At 69.3% G+C, this 15,927-nt stretch carries 15 protein-coding genes; 10 read left to right on the plus strand and 5 right to left on the minus strand.

Features of this window, described 5'->3' with window-relative positions; translation table 11 throughout:
* Positions 1–10 precede the first annotated feature (10 nt).
* Entirely contained in the window at positions 11–910 is a 900-nt protein-coding gene (locus KV102_RS09920; RefSeq protein ID WP_220346079.1) for a LysR family transcriptional regulator, read from the plus strand.
* Between the two features lie 13 nt (positions 911–923).
* Here the strand turns inward: KV102_RS09920 and KV102_RS09925 are convergent, their stop codons facing one another.
* Both KV102_RS09925 and ddaH read right to left on the minus strand, forming a co-directional pair.
* Positions 924–1,976, minus strand: a complete 1,053-nt coding sequence (locus tag KV102_RS09925) for an ornithine cyclodeaminase (RefSeq protein WP_220343428.1) — start codon at positions 1,974–1,976, stop codon at positions 924–926.
* Positions 1,973–2,842, minus strand: a complete 870-nt coding sequence (gene ddaH, locus KV102_RS09930; protein WP_255560598.1) for a dimethylargininase — start codon at positions 2,840–2,842, stop codon at positions 1,973–1,975. The genes KV102_RS09925 and ddaH overlap by 4 nt, the downstream gene beginning before the upstream one ends.
* A 280-nt stretch (positions 2,843–3,122) precedes the next feature.
* Here ddaH and KV102_RS09935 point away from each other — a divergent pair, with 280 nt between their 5' ends.
* The 3 genes from KV102_RS09935 (at position 3,123) to KV102_RS09945 (ending at position 5,327) form a co-directional block, all read left to right on the plus strand.
* Complete coding sequence (locus KV102_RS09935; protein ID WP_220346080.1) at positions 3,123–3,950, plus strand: hypothetical protein; 828 nt, start codon at positions 3,123–3,125, stop codon at positions 3,948–3,950.
* 322 nt (positions 3,951–4,272) lie between these two features.
* Complete coding sequence (locus KV102_RS09940) at positions 4,273–4,536, plus strand: hypothetical protein (RefSeq protein WP_220343430.1); 264 nt, start codon at positions 4,273–4,275, stop codon at positions 4,534–4,536.
* A gap of 212 nt (positions 4,537–4,748) precedes the next feature.
* A complete protein-coding gene (locus KV102_RS09945; RefSeq protein WP_220346081.1) occupies positions 4,749–5,327 on the plus strand; it encodes a hypothetical protein in 579 nt (192 codons plus the stop codon).
* A gap of 550 nt (positions 5,328–5,877) precedes the next feature.
* Here the strand turns inward: KV102_RS09945 and ppk2 are convergent.
* The 3 genes from ppk2 to KV102_RS09960 all read right to left on the minus strand — a co-directional run bounded on the left by ppk2 (position 5,878) and on the right by KV102_RS09960 (position 8,735).
* Positions 5,878–6,771, minus strand: coding sequence for a polyphosphate kinase 2 (gene ppk2, locus KV102_RS09950; RefSeq protein WP_220346082.1), 894 nt, complete (start codon positions 6,769–6,771; stop codon positions 5,878–5,880).
* 22 nt (positions 6,772–6,793) lie between these two features.
* The gene (locus tag KV102_RS09955) at positions 6,794–7,471 is read right to left on the minus strand and encodes a GAF and ANTAR domain-containing protein (protein ID WP_220346083.1); all 678 of its coding nucleotides are present in this window, start codon (positions 7,469–7,471) and stop codon (positions 6,794–6,796) included.
* A gap of 61 nt (positions 7,472–7,532) precedes the next feature.
* The gene (locus KV102_RS09960; RefSeq protein WP_220346084.1) at positions 7,533–8,735 is read right to left on the minus strand and encodes an exonuclease domain-containing protein; all 1,203 of its coding nucleotides are present in this window, start codon (positions 8,733–8,735) and stop codon (positions 7,533–7,535) included.
* Positions 8,736–8,849: 114 nt separating this feature from the next.
* Between KV102_RS09960 and KV102_RS09965 the strand changes: the two genes are divergently transcribed.
* The 6 genes from KV102_RS09965 to KV102_RS09990 all read left to right on the plus strand — a co-directional run bounded on the left by KV102_RS09965 (position 8,850) and on the right by KV102_RS09990 (position 15,798).
* Entirely contained in the window at positions 8,850–10,652 is a 1,803-nt protein-coding gene (locus KV102_RS09965; RefSeq protein ID WP_220346085.1) for an acyl-CoA dehydrogenase, read from the plus strand.
* A 44-nt stretch (positions 10,653–10,696) separates the two neighbouring features.
* Positions 10,697–11,335 carry a P1 family peptidase gene (locus KV102_RS09970; RefSeq protein WP_308290288.1) on the plus strand — a complete coding sequence of 213 codons (639 nt, stop codon included), beginning with the start codon at positions 10,697–10,699 and terminating at the stop codon, positions 11,333–11,335.
* A 908-nt stretch (positions 11,336–12,243) separates the two neighbouring features.
* Positions 12,244–13,224, plus strand: coding sequence for an ABC transporter ATP-binding protein (locus KV102_RS09975; RefSeq protein ID WP_166138369.1), 981 nt, complete (start codon positions 12,244–12,246; stop codon positions 13,222–13,224).
* Positions 13,221–14,030, plus strand: coding sequence for an ABC transporter permease (locus tag KV102_RS09980; RefSeq protein ID WP_220343437.1), 810 nt, complete (start codon positions 13,221–13,223; stop codon positions 14,028–14,030). Before KV102_RS09975 ends, KV102_RS09980 begins: the two co-directional genes overlap by 4 nt.
* A gap of 17 nt (positions 14,031–14,047) precedes the next feature.
* The gene (locus KV102_RS09985) at positions 14,048–15,127 is read left to right on the plus strand and encodes a sensor histidine kinase (RefSeq protein ID WP_220346086.1); all 1,080 of its coding nucleotides are present in this window, start codon (positions 14,048–14,050) and stop codon (positions 15,125–15,127) included.
* Positions 15,124–15,798, plus strand: coding sequence for a response regulator transcription factor (locus KV102_RS09990; RefSeq protein WP_139105428.1), 675 nt, complete (start codon positions 15,124–15,126; stop codon positions 15,796–15,798). The genes KV102_RS09985 and KV102_RS09990 overlap by 4 nt, the downstream gene beginning before the upstream one ends.
* Positions 15,799–15,927 lie beyond the last annotated feature (129 nt).

A 15,927-nucleotide genomic window follows, 5' to 3' on the forward strand; every position in this document is an offset into this window, starting at 1 on the left:
GGCGGGCGTCGTGCTCGAGGTTCGGCGGCTCCGTCTCCTCCGGGAGCTGGCCCTGCGCGGGACCCTCGCCCGCGTCGCCGAGGCGCTGCACCAGAGCCCTTCGTCGGTCTCCCAGCAGCTGACCCAGCTCGAGCGCGAGGTCGGCGTCCCGCTGCTCTTCAAGTCCGGTCGCGGCGTGCGCCTGACGCCGCAGGCCGAGATCCTCGTCGAGCACACCGAGGCGATGCTCGCGCGGCTGGAGCGGGCGGAGTCCGATGTCGCGGCCTCCCTCGAGCGCCCGTCCGGTTCGGTGCGGGTGGCCGTCTTCCAGTCCGCGGCGCTCGCCCTGCTTCCCGCGGCCCTCACGTGGCTGGACGCCGAGCACTCCGATCTCCGCGTCACGGTCGTCCAGCGGGAGCCCGAGACCGCTCTCGCGGAGACCTGGGCACGTGACTTCGACCTGGTCGTCGCCGAGGAGTACCCGCACCACGCTGCACCGCGTCATCCGGGCCTCGACCGGCTGCCGCTCACGACCGACACGCTCTGGCTCGCCGTCTCGCCCGATGCTGCCGAGCACCGCCGGATCGAGCGCATCGAGGACGCGGCGCACGTGCCGTGGGTGATGGAGCCCGTCGGAGCGGCGTCGCGGCACTGGGCCGAGCAGGCGTGCCGACGTGCGGGCTTCGAGCCCGACGTACGGTTCGAGACCGCCGATCTCCAGGCGCACCTGCGGCTGGTGCAGTCCGGTCACGCGGTCGCCCTGCTCCCCGACATCCTCTGGAAGGGGCTGCCCGCACCGGCGCGGCTGTGCCCCCTCCCGGACGACCCGCAACGCTCGATCTTCACGTCCGCGCGGCTCTCGGCGGCGTCGAGTCCTGGCATCGCCTCGTGCCGGCGTGCCCTCGCGTACGCCGCCGAGTCGCCGCGCTGACGCCACCGTCGCCTCAGTGCACGGCGGCGACCGGCTCGCGCACCTGCGCCGGCGTCACCATCGCGAAGAGGTCCTTGGGATCGCTCGGCTCGGCGACGAGGTCGAGCGCCGCCTCGTACGAGGTGCCGCGGACGGCATCGCGGACGAAGCGCAGCGCGGTGAAGTCCTCGATCGCAAAGCCGACGGAGTCGAAGACGGTGATCTCGTCGGCCGACGTACGACCCAGGGCCTCTCCGGCGACGACCGTCCACAGCTCGGTGACCGGGAACTCAGGACCGAAGGCCTGGATCTCACCCTCGACACGGGTCTGCTCCGGATACTCCACGAACACCGACGCGCGTTCGAGGATGGCCTGGTCGAGCTCGGTCTTGCCCGGGCAGTCACCGCCGATCGCGTTGATGTGGACCCCGGGGGCCACATCGGCGTCGCGGAGCACGGTCGCGTTGGTCTTGTCAGCGGTGCACGTGGTGATCACGTCGGCGCCGAGGACGGCGTCGGCGGCGCTGCTCGCGACGGTCACCTCGAAGCCGAGCGGCTCGAGGTTGCGGACGAGCTTCTGCATCGCGGCCGAGTCGGTGTCCCAGATCCTGAGCCGGTCGATGCCCAGGGCCGCCCGGAACCCGAGCGCCTGGAACTCCGCCTGCGACCCCGTCCCGATCATCGCCATCGTGGAGGCGTCGCGACGGGCGAGCCAGCGCGCCGCCATCGCCGACGTGGCCGCCGTCCGGAGGGCCGTGAGCAGCGTCATCTCGGCGATGAACGTCGGGTATCCATTGTCGACCTGTGCGAGCACACCGAAGGCGGTGACGGTCTGGAAGCCCCGCAGGGGGTTCTTCGGGTGCCCGTTGACGTACTTGAAGCCGTACTCGTCGCCGTCGCTGGTCGGCATCAGCTCCATCACGCCCTCGCGGGTGTGAACGGCGTGGCGGGGCGACTTGTCGAACTGCGGCCAGCGGCGGAAGTCGCCCTCCAGTGCCGTCACCATGTCGCCGATGATCTGCTCGGCGCCCTGCTCGGCGATCCAGCGGCGCATGCCGGGGACGTCGACGAACGAGACGGTGGTCATGCGCGTACCTCCAAGGTGCAGCACTTCACGCTTCCGCCGCCCTTGAGCAGCTCGCTCAGGTCGACGCCGATCGGGTTGAAGCCCCTCTCCCGCAGGCGCTCGTGCAGGTGCACGGCCTTGTCGGTCAGGACCACGTTGTAGCCGTCGGAGACGGCGTTGAGGCCGAGCACCTCGGCGTCGGCCGTGGTCGCGACGATGGCGTCGGGGAACAGCTGACGCAGGATCGCGTTGCTCGCGGGGCTGAAGGCGGGCGGGTAGTAGGCGATCGTCTGGTCGTCGATCGCCGCGAGGGCCGTGTCGAGGTGATAGAACCGGGCGTCGACCAGTTCCAGCGAGATCACCGGTGCGCCGAAGAACTCACGGGCCTCGTGGTGGGCGGCCACTGACGTACGGAAGCCGGTGCCGGCGAGGATCAGGCGTCCGACGACGAGGAAGTCGCCCTCACCCTCGTTCTGCGAGGCCGCCTGGATGGTCGGTCGGAGCCCGGCCTCGTCGAACCATGCGTGATAGGCCGCACCCTCCGGCTGACGCTCGGCGAACGTGAAGCTGGCCGCCATGGCCTTGCCGTCGTAGACCACCCCGCCGTTGGCCGCGTACACCATGTCCGGGAGTCCCTCCACCGGCTGGATCAGCTCGACGCGGTGGCCGAGGCTCTCGTAGGTGGCGCGCAGCACCTCCCACTGGGCCACCGCCAGGTCGGTGTCGACCGGCTTGGTGGGATCCATCCACGGGTTGATCGCATAGGTCACGTCGAAGTGCTCTGGTCGGCACATGAGAAACCGGCGAGGGATGGCCTCGCCGGCCGTCGTCGAGCTGACCGCGTGCTCCGCCGGCGAGGGCAGCGGAGCGCGGGTGGTGATCGTCATCGAGTACCTCCGTGTCATCGGTGACTCGAAGGTATGTCGACAAGCGTTCCGCCAGTGGGCCGCATTCGTTGCGAAGATCAGGCCCCGACCAGCGATCTGTTGTGGGGGAGGCGCGGATTCGTCAGCGGGTCTCGTGCAGCCGACCCGCGAGGGCGCCCTCGACGACGGCGACCGTGACACGGCGGCACCGGGGGCGGCCGTCGGGACCCTGATCGCTCTTCCCTGCGTCCGCTATTGCATATTGATCCGGTCAATTGATCTCGGCTGAGGTGGCAGTCTCATGAGACAGGCGTATCTGTCCCACCCGGTCTGGCCGCGTTTCGATGCTGGGCAGCGGTGGCTGAGCCCGGAAGAGCTGAAGGAGATTTCGTCTCGCGGTTGGGGGTTGATTCTCGAGCTGCCCTGGGGGGCAACATCGCTCGAACCGCTCCTTCCGCTCGCCCGGACACTGCGCGATCTGGTCCTGAGGGGCGGGTCTGGCGTCGACCTGTCAATGCTCGACGAGTTTCGTCAGTTCGAGCTCCTTCAACTTGACCAGGAGCTCGAGTCTGCGGGTCCGGTCGATCTTTCGGGGCTCACAAATCTCACCGAACTGACTGGACGGGCAGATGTCGTTGTTACAGGTGTCTCGGCACCTCGACTGGCGCACCTTGAGGTGCTGGAAGGTCGGCCCGATCTCCTTGAACGTGTCACGGGGGCGCTTCGTTGGCTGCGTGTTGACTCATCGCCTGTCGCGGGGTTGCCGCGGATGGGTGTAGGGGCCACTGTGATCTTCGGCAGTGACGAGGTCGCGGACTTCTGTTTCGAGATGGACGATGCCGCTGAGAAGGGCGAAACCATCGGGCTTCTCGAGTCTGCTCTCGACGTGGTTCTGGAGGATCCCAAAGGCGCTGACCGCGGCGAGGTGCTGGTTGCGGTCGCAGCGGCTGCCCTCGTGGCGCTGTCAGCGGGGAACACAGTTGAGCTGGACGAGTTTGACGTCAACGGGCCCGAACGCTGGAGTCCGTCTGACCTGAGTCCTCCTCCGGGGCTCACGGCGGATGCGGTCCGTCTGCTCGGAATCGTCGCTCAGCCGCTCGAGCTCCATCCGTGGGTGGACCCGCTCTGAGGTCTCAACCACTAGAGCAGACCACTGATCGACCCCTTGCAAGACCCTGCCAAGATGTCGGCATCGTCGGCGGCCTGTGGTTGATGGGCCCCCGCCGCGACAACGGCGCAGTAGGCACGGCTGCTCCACGACGTATCGCATCCCAGGGCGGACGACATTGACGAAGTATGGTGCTCAACTCCTCGATCCGGAGATCGCTCGGGCCACTGCTCGCGCCATAGTTGGTGATCGGCCCCTCATCGTGGAATCCGAGAGACGGAGGCGTGGCCTAGCCCTCACGATGAGCCGCAAGCAAGCCCCGGTCGAGCCTCTCCGGAGGGAGATGGCCTTCATCGAGCTCTCGGGAGCCGGCCTGTTCGAGCTTGCGATCGAGGGTGGATTCGGTCTCATCGAGATCGATGACTGCGTGGATTCGTGGGACGAAGTATTCCGCCTCATGGTGCGCCTCTCTGTTTCCTATTTCGATGGTGAAGGTGAATGGTGCGCGATACGGCCGATTCGCGGTCGGACTAGGCACGGCTTGCGGCTCGCAGTGGAAGGCGATTCCTACCTTCTGGAAGGGCCCACGTTCGAGACGTCGTCATGATGAGGCGCTGCCGTGACGCGAACGAGCGCGACCGGACGGGCAGCCCTTCGCCGGGTTGACTCGACTCGGCACTGAGGCTCGAACCATGTTGGCGAACGCCGGGACGCGGTGCGCCTCCGGGATAACTTGTGCGAACGTTGTTCGTCCTCGTTCCCCGGACTCGTCTCGGATGTCGCTGCACGCAATGAAATAAGGGAAAGCAGGGAAGTGGTATGTGGACTGTTGAAGAGCGCGACGCGTTTGTCAGGTCGGGTGAGAAGTTGGCGCGCGCGATCCTCGAGTACACCGAGTCGATGTCGAACCTCACGTCAAGCTCGGAAACTCGCGAGGCCTTCTCTTTCGACGACCCGCTTGTCCATGCCATTGAGGGGTACTCGGATGCGCTATCGGATTATGCCAATACTGTTCCTCCCTTCGCCGCCGAGGATGAGGACGAATTTCACGCGCCCGGAATCGACATGTTTGATCCCGCGGAGTCGTCGACCCAGATCTCAGTTATCGCGAGAACCGACTACTCCGTCGTTGACCGAGAGGCGTTCGAAGGTGGTGCTCCTCCGCTGGTGGGGGTAGGGATAGACAACGGAGATCCAGTTGGGTTGGGTGAGGTGTTCCTGCGGTACGCCGAGTCGGGAGGCTCGTGGTTCTCCGTGGAGGCGCAAGGCCTCGAACGAGCGGCGTGGTCTGCTGTCGTCATCGGCACCGGGGAGTTGGAACGATGCTCCACGGACGAATGGTTAGAGCGTCTTCGTGATCTCACCGGGAACAAGCCAGTCTTCGTCGCGGAAGGCTGACGCAGACGGCGCGGCGAGCAAACGGTGAGGTGCTCCTCGAAGTGCGGATGACGTCTCCGCCGACATCTGGGCGACGCGCTAGAGCGGGGTGTCTCAGTGCCGACCCACAGGCTTCTGGGCGTGGTCGCTGCTCATGCCGGGGACGAAGATGAGGCGGAAGATCATTTCTTGGCCATCTCACACTGTCCGAGGATCCCGAGCTCGCAGCGGAAATCTTCCTCGACCTCGCGTTGGACGGGAACGTGCGAGGTGCGCGCGGGTATGCCTTGGCGCAACGAATGCTGGGCAACGATGCACTCGCCGAGGCAGCGCTGCGTGACTGTGTCTGGACGCTCTGGAGGCGGCTGACGATCTTGTGAGACTGCTCGTCGAAACTGGACGGGAGAGCGAAGCTCGCGATCTGATCGACTCGCTTACGGACGAGTACTCAGACGAATGGGCACAGGAAATCTTGGCGAGTGCATTTCCGGCGGCTTCCGGTACGGACGAGGCCTCATCGTGACGTCCACGGGCGGTCGCAAGAGATCTGCCCGGCAGGAGCCCCCGGCGCTCAGTCGCCGACCGACTCCTTGCCGCGACGGACGAGCTTGGGGTCCGGATAGCCGACGACCGCGGTGTCCTTGTCCTCGTAGTCGAACTGGCTCAGGAAGAAGCGCATGGCGTTGATGCGACCGCGCTTCTTGTCGTTGCTCTTGATCGCGGTCCAGGGGGAGACGTCGGTGTCGGTGTGCCGCATCATCGCCTCCTTCGCGTCGCTGTAGTCGTCCCACCGGTCGAGCGACTCGATGTCCATCGGGGACAGCTTCCACCGGCGTACGGGGTCGATCTGGCGGATGGCGAAGCGCGTCCGCTGCTCGTGCTGGGTCACCGAGAACCACAGCTTGGTGAGCGACACCCCGCTGTCGATCAGCATCTGCTCGAAGAGCGGCGCCTGGCGCATGAAGCGCTCGTACTCGACGTCGGTGCAGAAGCCCATGACCTTCTCGACCCCCGCCCGGTTGTACCAGGAGCGGTCGAACATGACGATCTCGCCGGAGGTCGGCAACCGCTCGACGTAGCGCTGGAAGTACCACTGGCCACGCTCGGTCTCCGTCGGTCGGGTGAGGGCGACCACACGTGCACTGCGGGGGTTGAGGTGCTCGGTGAAGCGCTTGATGGTGCCGCCCTTGCCGGCGGCGTCACGGCCCTCGAAGAGGATGACGTGCTTGGTGCCGCTGTCCTGGGCCCAGTATTGGAACTTGAGGAGCTCGACCTGCAGGCGGTACTTCTCCGCCTCGTAGTGGTCGCGGTCCATCCGTGTCGTGTATGGGTAGTCCTCGCGCCAGGTCTCGATCGGGTGGCCGCCGGGATCGATGAGATCCGGGTCCGAGCCATGGCCGTCGTGCCTGACCGTGTAGCCCGCGACGACCAGGTCCTCGAGGTACTCGCGGAAGTTCTGGATCATGATGCCCCCGTCCGGTGTGCGACTAGCTGCTCGGCAGCTCTCGTCGCTCGACGATCTGCTCGGCGATCTCGCGCAGACGCGTGTTGGAATCCTGGGAGTAGCGCTTGAGGATCGCGAACGCCGTCACCGGGTCGACACCGAACCGCTCCATGATGATGCCCTCCGCCTGGCCGATGACGGTGCGCGTGTCGAGCGCGGCGCTCAGCGACTCGATCGTGCGGGCGGCGGCGAGCGCCGCGGACGCGTGGGCCGAGAACGACAGCAGCAGTGCGGCGTCGGTGTCCTTGAACTGGTTGGTGCGAGAACCGTACAGGTTGAGAGCGCCGATCCTCCTGCCGTCGGCCTGGAGGTCGGCCGCCACGATGCTCTGGATGCCGACGCTGCATGCCCGTGGACCCCACTCCGGCCAGCGCGGGTCGGAGTCGAGATCGTTGGCGATGACGACGTGCTGCTCGGTGACCGCATCGACGCACGGACCCTGGCCGAGCGCGTACTGCAGCGAGTCCAGCTCGGTCACGATCTCGTGCGTCGGCCCGACGGTCTCGAGCTCGCCGCGCGAACGGATGAGCGTGACCCCCGCCTGGTCGGCGTCGAAGAGGAGTCGGGCGGACTGCGTCACCTTCTCGATCGACGGCTCCAGGCCCCGGATGCTGCTGAGCTCGCGCACGACCGTGCTCACGATCTCATTGTGCTCTGCCATCGGACGTCCTCCTCGAAGCCGATGGTGCAGCCTAACCCCCGGTGTCCGGGTGCGCCGAGGGTCAGCGGTCGAGGTGGCGTGCGAACTCCTCCACGGTGATCACCGGGATGCCGTATCCGCGTGCCTTCTTGGCCTTGACCGACATCGTGCACGAGTCGGCGGCCACCACCACGTCGACCTCGGTCGTGACGCCGTCGAGGACCTGCAACCCGGCCGCCGTGGCGCGCCGGGCCCAGGCGTCGTGCGGCTCGGACATCTCACCGGTGAAGACCACCCGGGCGCTGCGCGGGAGCGCGAACGGGGCGACGATCATCGGCACGGCCGCGCCGGCCAGGGCAGCGTCGAGGTCGGACCCGTCGAGGCCGAGAGCGTCGGCGACGCGCTCGAGCTCTCGTCGTTCAGCGTCGGTGCAGGTCCGGTCGCGGGTGGCGAGCCGGGCGAGAGCACGGAGGTAGTCGCGGTGCATGCGAGTGACATCCGAGGCTCCCAGACCGAGCGAGCGAGAGACCGCCGCCAGCATGGCCGGGGCGTCGGCCGCCAGCTCGTGGTCCGTCAGCGCTCGGTCGAGCACCGCGAGGTACGGGTCGGCGAGGTCCGACGCCGAGTCTCGCGGGAGGTCGCCGACGAGGCCGGCCATGAAGCCGGTCGGGCGCGCGGCCGAGGCATCGTCGGGGCGCGGCACCGCGCGGAACCGCCGCGGTGCGATCTCGGGCCACGCGACGTCGCGCGCCCGGTCGACGACGTCGTGCCAGGGAGGTGGTGTCCCGACGCGACGGAGGTAGTGGGCGAGCAGCGCGGCGGTCGCGCGGGTGTCGGCCGCGGCGGCGTGCCATCCGTCGAGAGGGACCCCCGCCGCAGCGCAGCAGTCTCCGAGCGAGCGTCCCGTGCCCGGGAGAAGGTCGGCACTCAGGGTCATCGTGCACAGTCCGGCGTCGTGAGCCACGGGAAAGACGAGCCCCATCCGGTCGAACTCCGCCACGAGGAACGTCAGGTCGAACGGGAGGTTGTGGGCGACGAGCGTGCGGCCGCGGAGGAGCGACACCAGGTGCGCGGCGACCTCGGAGAACCGCGGTGCGCGCACGGCGTCGACGGCACGGATGCCGTGGATGCGCTGGGGTCCGAGGTCTCGCTCGGGGTTGACCAGAGTGGACCACTCGTGCTCGACCCGGCCGTCGGCATCGACGAGGACGACGGCGACCTCGGCCACGCGGTGGTGGAACGCCGGACTGAGCCCGGTCGTCTCGGTGTCGATCACGGCGTACATAGCACCTCGCGCTCCTGGGTCGTGATCAGCAACCTAGCCGTCGGCACCGACAGGAGAGCGTCCGCCTGAGACCGGGCTCACACGCTGACTAAGCGAGCGCTTAGTATCAGCCGCATGGCCGATTCCCGGATCCTCTCGCGGCGCGACCTCGAGTTCCTCCTGCACGAGTGGCTCGACGTCGAAGAGCTCACGTCTCGAGAGCGGTACGCCGAGCACGACCGCGACACGTTCGACGCGGTTCTCGCGCTGTCGGAGACGATCGCGACGGAGAAGTTCGCCCCGCTCAGCCGCGCTCTCGACATCGAGGAGCCCAGCGTCGGCGCGGACGGCCACGTCGAGATGCTTCCCGGCGTGGCGGAGGCCCTCTCGGCGTACAACGCCGCCGGGTTCCCGGGCCTGGCCTTCGACGCCGAGCACGGTGGTCTCCAGCTGCCCTTCACCCTCCAGCGGGCGTCGGCGATGTGGTTCCAGGCGGCGAGCGTCGGCGTCCACTCCTACCCCTCGCTCGCGGCGGGCAACGCGCACCTGATCCTGACCTACGGCACGCCCGAGCAGATCGAGACGTACGCGAAGCCGGTGATCGAGGGCCGCTGGTACGGGACGATGTGCCTGTCGGAGCCGCAGGCCGGCTCCTCGCTCACCGACATCACCACCCGTGCGGTGCCGCAGGACGACGGTTCCTACCGGGTCACCGGGACCAAGATGTGGATCTCGGGTGGTGACCACGAGCTCGGCGAGAACATCGTGCACCTGGTCCTCGCCAAGACACCCGGGGCGCCGCCCGGCGTCCGCGGTATCTCCCTCTTCATCGTCCCGAAGCACCTTCCGGACGCGGCGGGCGAGGCTGGCGAGCGCAACGACGTCGCGCTGGTCGGCCTCAACCACAAGATGGGCTTCCGCGGCACGACCAACACGCTGCTGAACTTCGGCGAGGGCTTCGCCGAGCCAGGCGGGCAGGCGGGGGCGATCGGCTTCCTCGTGGGCGAGGAGCACCGCGGCCTCGCCGCCATGTTCCACATGATGAACGCGGCCCGGATCGGTGTCGGCGCTGGTGCGGTCGCGCTCGGCTACACGGGCTACCTCCATGCGCTCGACTACGCGAAGACGCGGACCCAGGGGCGCCCGGTCGGCGCCAAGGACGCGCTCGCGCCGCCGGTGCCGATCATCGAGCACGCCGACGTCCGCCGCATGCTCCTTGCGTCGAAGGCGTACGTCGAGGGCGGACTCGCCCTCGTCCTCTACTGCGCCCGGCTCGTCGACGAGGAGGCGACCGGGCCCGACGCCGAGGCGCGGGCACGCGCGCACACGCTGCTGGAGGTTCTGACCCCCATCGCCAAGTCCTGGCCGTCGCAGTGGTGCCTCGCGGCCAACGATCTCGCGATCCAGGTGCACGGGGGCTACGGATACACCCGCGACTACCCGGTGGAGCAGCTCTATCGCGACAACCGGCTCAACCCGATTCACGAGGGGACCCACGGCATCCAGGCGCTCGACCTGCTCGGCCGCAAGGTCGTCGCCGACGGCGGCGCGGGCCTCGCTCTGCTCGCGGCGACGATCGGCGCGTCGGTTGCCCAGGCCCGCAAGGCGGGAGGAGACGCCGCCTCGTACGCCGACGCCCTGGAGCCGGTGCTCGGGCGGCTGGTCGAGGTGACGCGCACCGCCTGGGCCCAGGGCGACGCTGCGGTGGCGTTGGCGAACGCGTCGGCCTACCTGGAGGCGGCGGGTCACGTCGTCGTGGCCTGGATCTGGCTGGAGCAGCTGCTCGCGGCCGGTGATGGGCAGAACGTGTTCTACGAGGGGAAGCGTGCCGCGGCCCGCTACTTCTTCACCTACGAGCTGCCCACGGTCGGGCCGCGCCTCGACCTCGTCGCCTCGGGCGACCGTACGACGCTCGACCTCGACGTCGCGTCGCTCTGACGCGGCCGCGTCGATTCGTGCTCTGACGCGGTAGCGTCCACATCGTGCGCGTCGACGAGCTGCCGCTCACCCTCGGCCCCCATCCACGGGGCCGGTACGGAGCGATCACCGACGTCGAGGGCGTGCGCGTCGGGCACGCGACGATCGCCCGCGGGGACCTGCGGACCGGGGTGACCGCGATCGTGCCGGACGCGCTCGGGCCGTCGCGTCGCCGGCTGCCCGCCGGGCTGTCGGTGGGCAACGGGTTCGGCAAGCTCGTCGGGGCCACCCAGCTGCTCGAGCTCGGGGCGCTCGAGACGCCGGTGCTGCTCACCAGCACGCTCTCGGTGTTCCGGGTGGCCGACGCGCTGGTCGCCCACGTCCTGGCGTGTCCCGGCTACGAGGACGTCGCCACGCTCAACCCTGTCGTCGGCGAGACGAACGACGGCCACCTCTCCGATGTCCGCGCCCGCGCGGTCGGCGCCGAGCAGGTCGAGGAGGCTCTCGGGTCGGCGCACGGTGGGCGCGTCGTCGAGGGGTGCGTCGGAGCCGGGACGGGCACGACGGCGCTCGGCTACAAGGGAGGGATCGGCACCTCGTCTCGCCTGGTCGAGCTCGCGGGACGCACCGTCACGGTCGGCGCGCTCGTGCAGTCCAACATGGACGGCACGCCGGGTGCTCTGGGGTACTTCCAGGTGCGTTGACCTACACGTTAGCGCAGGTCAGGTGGGCCGTCGGCGTCCTCAGCGGGCGTTCAGAGGCATAGGGGCGCATTCGAATTTGTAGCGTATAGCCGCATGGATAGTCGCATGGCGCTCAAGGCCCGACGTCATGCATCCTCCCGCTGGTCGGCTGAGTGGAGGCGCCCGTCCTGCCAGCCGGTCACACGACATCCCTGACTGATGCGTTGAGCGCTGAACCGTCGCATCGATAGTCGCATCGTGACCCCGCGTCGGGTGATCCAGTGCGGGTCTAGCGTCGCTTGCCGAGCCCGGGCGAGCCGCCCTGCTCGATACGCCGGACGCCCCCGAAGAGGTTGCGGGCCGAGCTGACGCCGGTCAAGTCCCGCGTAGTGACCGAACCCGAGATCGGAGCTGATGACCTGCCCGCGCTGACTGCCTGACACCTCATCGAGGAGAACGCTGCCGACGCTGTCGTTGGCGCGGAATGGAGACGGCCCAACCCGGGCCGCGCCGCACAGCGCAACGGCTACCGCCATCGCGCCTTAGACACCCGTGTCGGCACCCACCTTGTGGCTGCGTTAGCTGCCCGACCATCTTGGTCTACAGGAGGCGGACGACGGTTTCGCCGTACGCCGCCACAGCTGCGCCCGCGAGGCCGTGGCCGGCGGGACCTGTTCGGCCTGGGCGAGGATCTGCGCGACCACACCCAGGTGCTCCAGCGGATCGCCCTGGGGCGCACCTACCTGACTGCGCCGAAGGTCACCACGGTCATGGCGTGGCCGTCGCGTGGCCGTCGCAGGGCCGGTCCAGGGACCTGGTCGGGTTCGTCTGCACTGCTTACAGTCTCCAGGGACCTCTGCCCGGGGGCAGAGGTCGGGTTCTGCCTCCGGGCCGATGTGCCGAGGGTCCCCGCGACATGGAATGGGGGCATGCAACCAACACCCATGCGCCACGCCACCGAGCACATCTCTGGGCCGGTCGTCACCGTGCGCGGACTGACCAAGTCGTACGGCGGACGAGTCGTCGTCGACAATCTCGACCTGCACGTGGGGGCTGGTGAGATCGTCGGTCTCATCGGCGCCAACGGTGCCGGCAAGACCACCACCGTCGAGTGCCTGCAGGGCCTGCGGACGCCCGACTCCGGGGTGATCCGGGTCCTCGGCCTGGACCCGGTCAAGCAGGCCGATCGCCTGCGCCTGCAGGTGGGCAGCCAGCTGCAGAGCTCTGGGTTGCCCGACCGGCTGCGGGTCACCGAGGCGGTGGACCTGTTCGCCGGCCCGCACGCCCAGGACCGGGACCGGCTGCTCGAGCAGTTCGGCCTCGGGCGGCTGCGTCGCTCCCCGTTCGCGGGGCTGAGCGGGGGAGAGCGGCAGCGGTTGTTCCTCGTGCTCGCGCTGCTCAACCGGCCGCGCCTGGTCATCCTCGACGAGCTCACCCAGGGCCTGGACCCCGCCGCACGGCGTGAGGTGTGGTCCGCCGTTGCGCAGCTGCGTGACGAGGGCACCACCGTCATGCTCGTGACGCACGAGCTCGACGAGGCGGAGGCACTGTGCGAGCGTGTCGTCGCCATGCGGCAGGGGCGGGTGCTCGACCAGGGCACGCCCGCCGAGCTGGTCGCCCGCCACGCCCCTGGAGTCACGGTCCGCTTCGGCCTTCCGGGTGCCGGGGGTTCGGCGATCCGCGGCGAGCTCGATCGACTTCCCGGCGTACACCGGGTGAGCCAGGAGCGCGACCAGGTCGCGATCGAGGGCGCGCGCGAGGCCATCGCCCACGTGGGGGCCTGGCTCGTCGCGAGCGGACACCCCGTGCCGGTCGATCTCCGGGTCGACATCCCCGATCTCGAGTCGGCGCTGCTGACCCTGCTCGACCAGTCCACCGATCTCCCCGAGACCAGGAAGGTCGCATCATGAGCACGTTCGTCCCCATCCAGCCGGACACTGCCGGCGCCGATCCGCGCTCCACCGCCGGGCCCGCGCCCAAGCACCGCTCGGCCACCCGCCGACTCGTCACCACCGAGCTCCGGCTGCTCAGCCGCGAGCCGTTCGCCCTGACCTTCGTGCTGGTGTTCCCGATCGTCTCCATGCTGATCATCGGCGGCTCGTTCGGGACCCAGCCCGACGACGCCTTCCCGGTGAACCCGTCGCACTGGTACGTCGCTTCCTACTTCACCGTGGTGATCGGGGCGACCGGACTGATCATGCTGCCGGTGCACATCGCCACCTACCGGGAGCGAGGAGTGCTGCGCCGGTTCGCGGCGTCGGGGTTCCCACGGTGGTCGTTCGCGTTGGCCCAGCTCATGGTCGGCCTCACCGCGATCGCGATCTCGGGTGCGCTCCTGCTGGCCGTCGCCGCACCGGTCTACGGCATCCCGAGCGTCGAGGACCCGGTGCGGGTCGTGGCCGGCGTGGTCGTTGCCTCCGTGGCGTTCGCCAGCATCGGGGTGCTGCTCGGGACGATGCTGCCCTCGGCGCGGGCGGCACAGGCCGTCGGGCTGCTGCTGTTCTTCCCCTCCTTCCTGCTCGGTGTCGGCGGCCCACCGCCGGCGGTGATGTCGGATGCGCTGCGGGAGATCTCCGAGCGGCTGCCGCTGTCGCTGGCCAACCAGGCGATCCGGGAACCGTGGCTCGGGATCGGCGACGCCACGGTCGCCCTGGTGGCCGTCACCGTGATCGCGGTCGGCGCCATGGCCCTGGCGGCACGGCGCAGCGCCCTGTGACGTCTAGGGTCGCTCCTATGACGGAGTGGGGAACGCGAGCCGCGGCACCTGCCGCGCTCGCGTTCTTCGCGCTCCTGGGAGTGCTGATGACGCGCCAGTCGACCCCGGTGGCGCTGTGGTCGGCCGCGGGCATCGTCGCTGCGGCGCTGGCGCTGGCGAAGTGGGCGCCGTCGGGCTGGCGGCTCGCGGCGGGGTTGGTCATCCCGATCGCGGGGCTGGTGGTGCTCGGTCACGAGCAGTCCTCCAACCTGTCCTGGATGGGGCTGTGCGTCATCGCCGCCTGGGCCGCGCTGTCGTCTGCGTTGCCGGTGGCCCTGACCACGCTCGTCGTACTCCTCGCAGGACCCGTCGGGGAGTGGGCGATCCACCCCTCGGAACCCGGATGGGGTGCCTGGATCATCGGTACGGCGTTCACGACCATCGCCTGCGTGTTCGCCCGGCGACTGCGACTGACCGTGGTCGAGCTCAACCGCACCCGGGCCGAGCTGGCCGAGCGCAGCAGGGCCGAGGAGCGCAGCCGGATCGCCGATGAGGTGCACGACGTGATCGGCCACGCCCTGACCGTCTCGCTGCTGCACATCGGCAGCGCCCGGCTCGCACTCGACGACGAGCCCGAGGAGGCGCGCGCCTCCCTGGTCGAGGCGGAGAGGTTGGCCCGACAGAGCCTGGAGGAGGTCCGCGCCACCGTCGGCCTGATGCGCACCGACGACCCCGTCCGGATGGCGCCGCTGCCCGACGCCCGTGACATCGCCGACCTCGTGGACTCGTTCCGCCGAGCCGGCGCTGCCGTCGAGCTCAAGGTCGAGGGAGACCTTTCCTCTTTGGGATCCACCCGGGGACTGGCTGCCTACCGGATCGTCCAGGAGGCACTGACCAACGCCGCTCGGCACGCCGCCGGCGAGCCAGTCGCTGTCTGCGTGATCGCCGGCAAGGCAGACGTCACGGTGACGGTGCGCAACGGCGGGACGCCCGACCCCGCGGCCACCCCCGGTTCCGGCCTCGACGGCATGCGCGAGCGCGCCGAAAGCGTCGGTGGCCGACTCACCGCCGGTCCGGTCCCGCAGGGCTGGGTGGTCGAGGCGGTGCTGCCGTCATGACCCAGGAGGTGGTCCGGGTGCTCCTGGTCGATGACCAGGAGCTCGTCCGCACAGGGCTGCGCGGGATCCTGCGCTCCCGGTTCGGGTTCGAGATCGTCGGTGAGCTGGCGAGCGGCGAGGGCATCGTCGACGCGGTGGCGTCCCTGCGCCCCGACGTGGTGGTGATGGACGTGCGGATGCCCCGGGTCGACGGCGTCGCCGCGACCCGGTTGCTGGCCGACGTACCCGATGCGCCACCGGTGCTGGTGCTGACGACGTTCGAGGACGAGGAGGTGCTCGCCGGGGCGCTCCGCGCCGGGGCGGCCGGCTTCCTGCTCAAGTCTGTCCCGGCCGAGGACCTCCAGCGCGCTGTCCGGGCGGTCGCCGCCGGCGACTCGTGGCTGGACCCGGCCGTCACCGGCCGGGTGCTCACCGCCTACCGCGGAGCGCAGGCCCCACCGGTGTCCGGCGCGGCTGTCGAGACGCTCACGCCACGGGAGCGAGAGGTGCTCGCCCTGATCGGCGCCGGTCTCAACAACACCGAGATCGCCGCCAACCTGTTCCTCGGCGAGGGCACGATCAAGACCCACATCGGGCACATCTTCGCCAAGCTCGGCCTGCGCGACCGCGCTGCCGCCGTGGTCTTCGCCTTCGACCACGGGCTGGTCCAGCCGGGGCGCCGCTCCGGGTGAGGTTGGGCTTGGCCGCTGCCTGCACCGCTTTACGCCGCACGGGGGGTTAGCGCAGGTCAGGCTCCCCATCTGATCGGGGCGGCGATCGTGTGGTTGCTCATGCATGTCAGGTGTGAGCGGTCGACCACG

It is taken from the genome of Mumia sp. zg.B53, assembly GCF_019550935.1.
In the GTDB taxonomy this organism is placed as follows: domain Bacteria; phylum Actinomycetota; class Actinomycetes; order Propionibacteriales; family Nocardioidaceae; genus Mumia.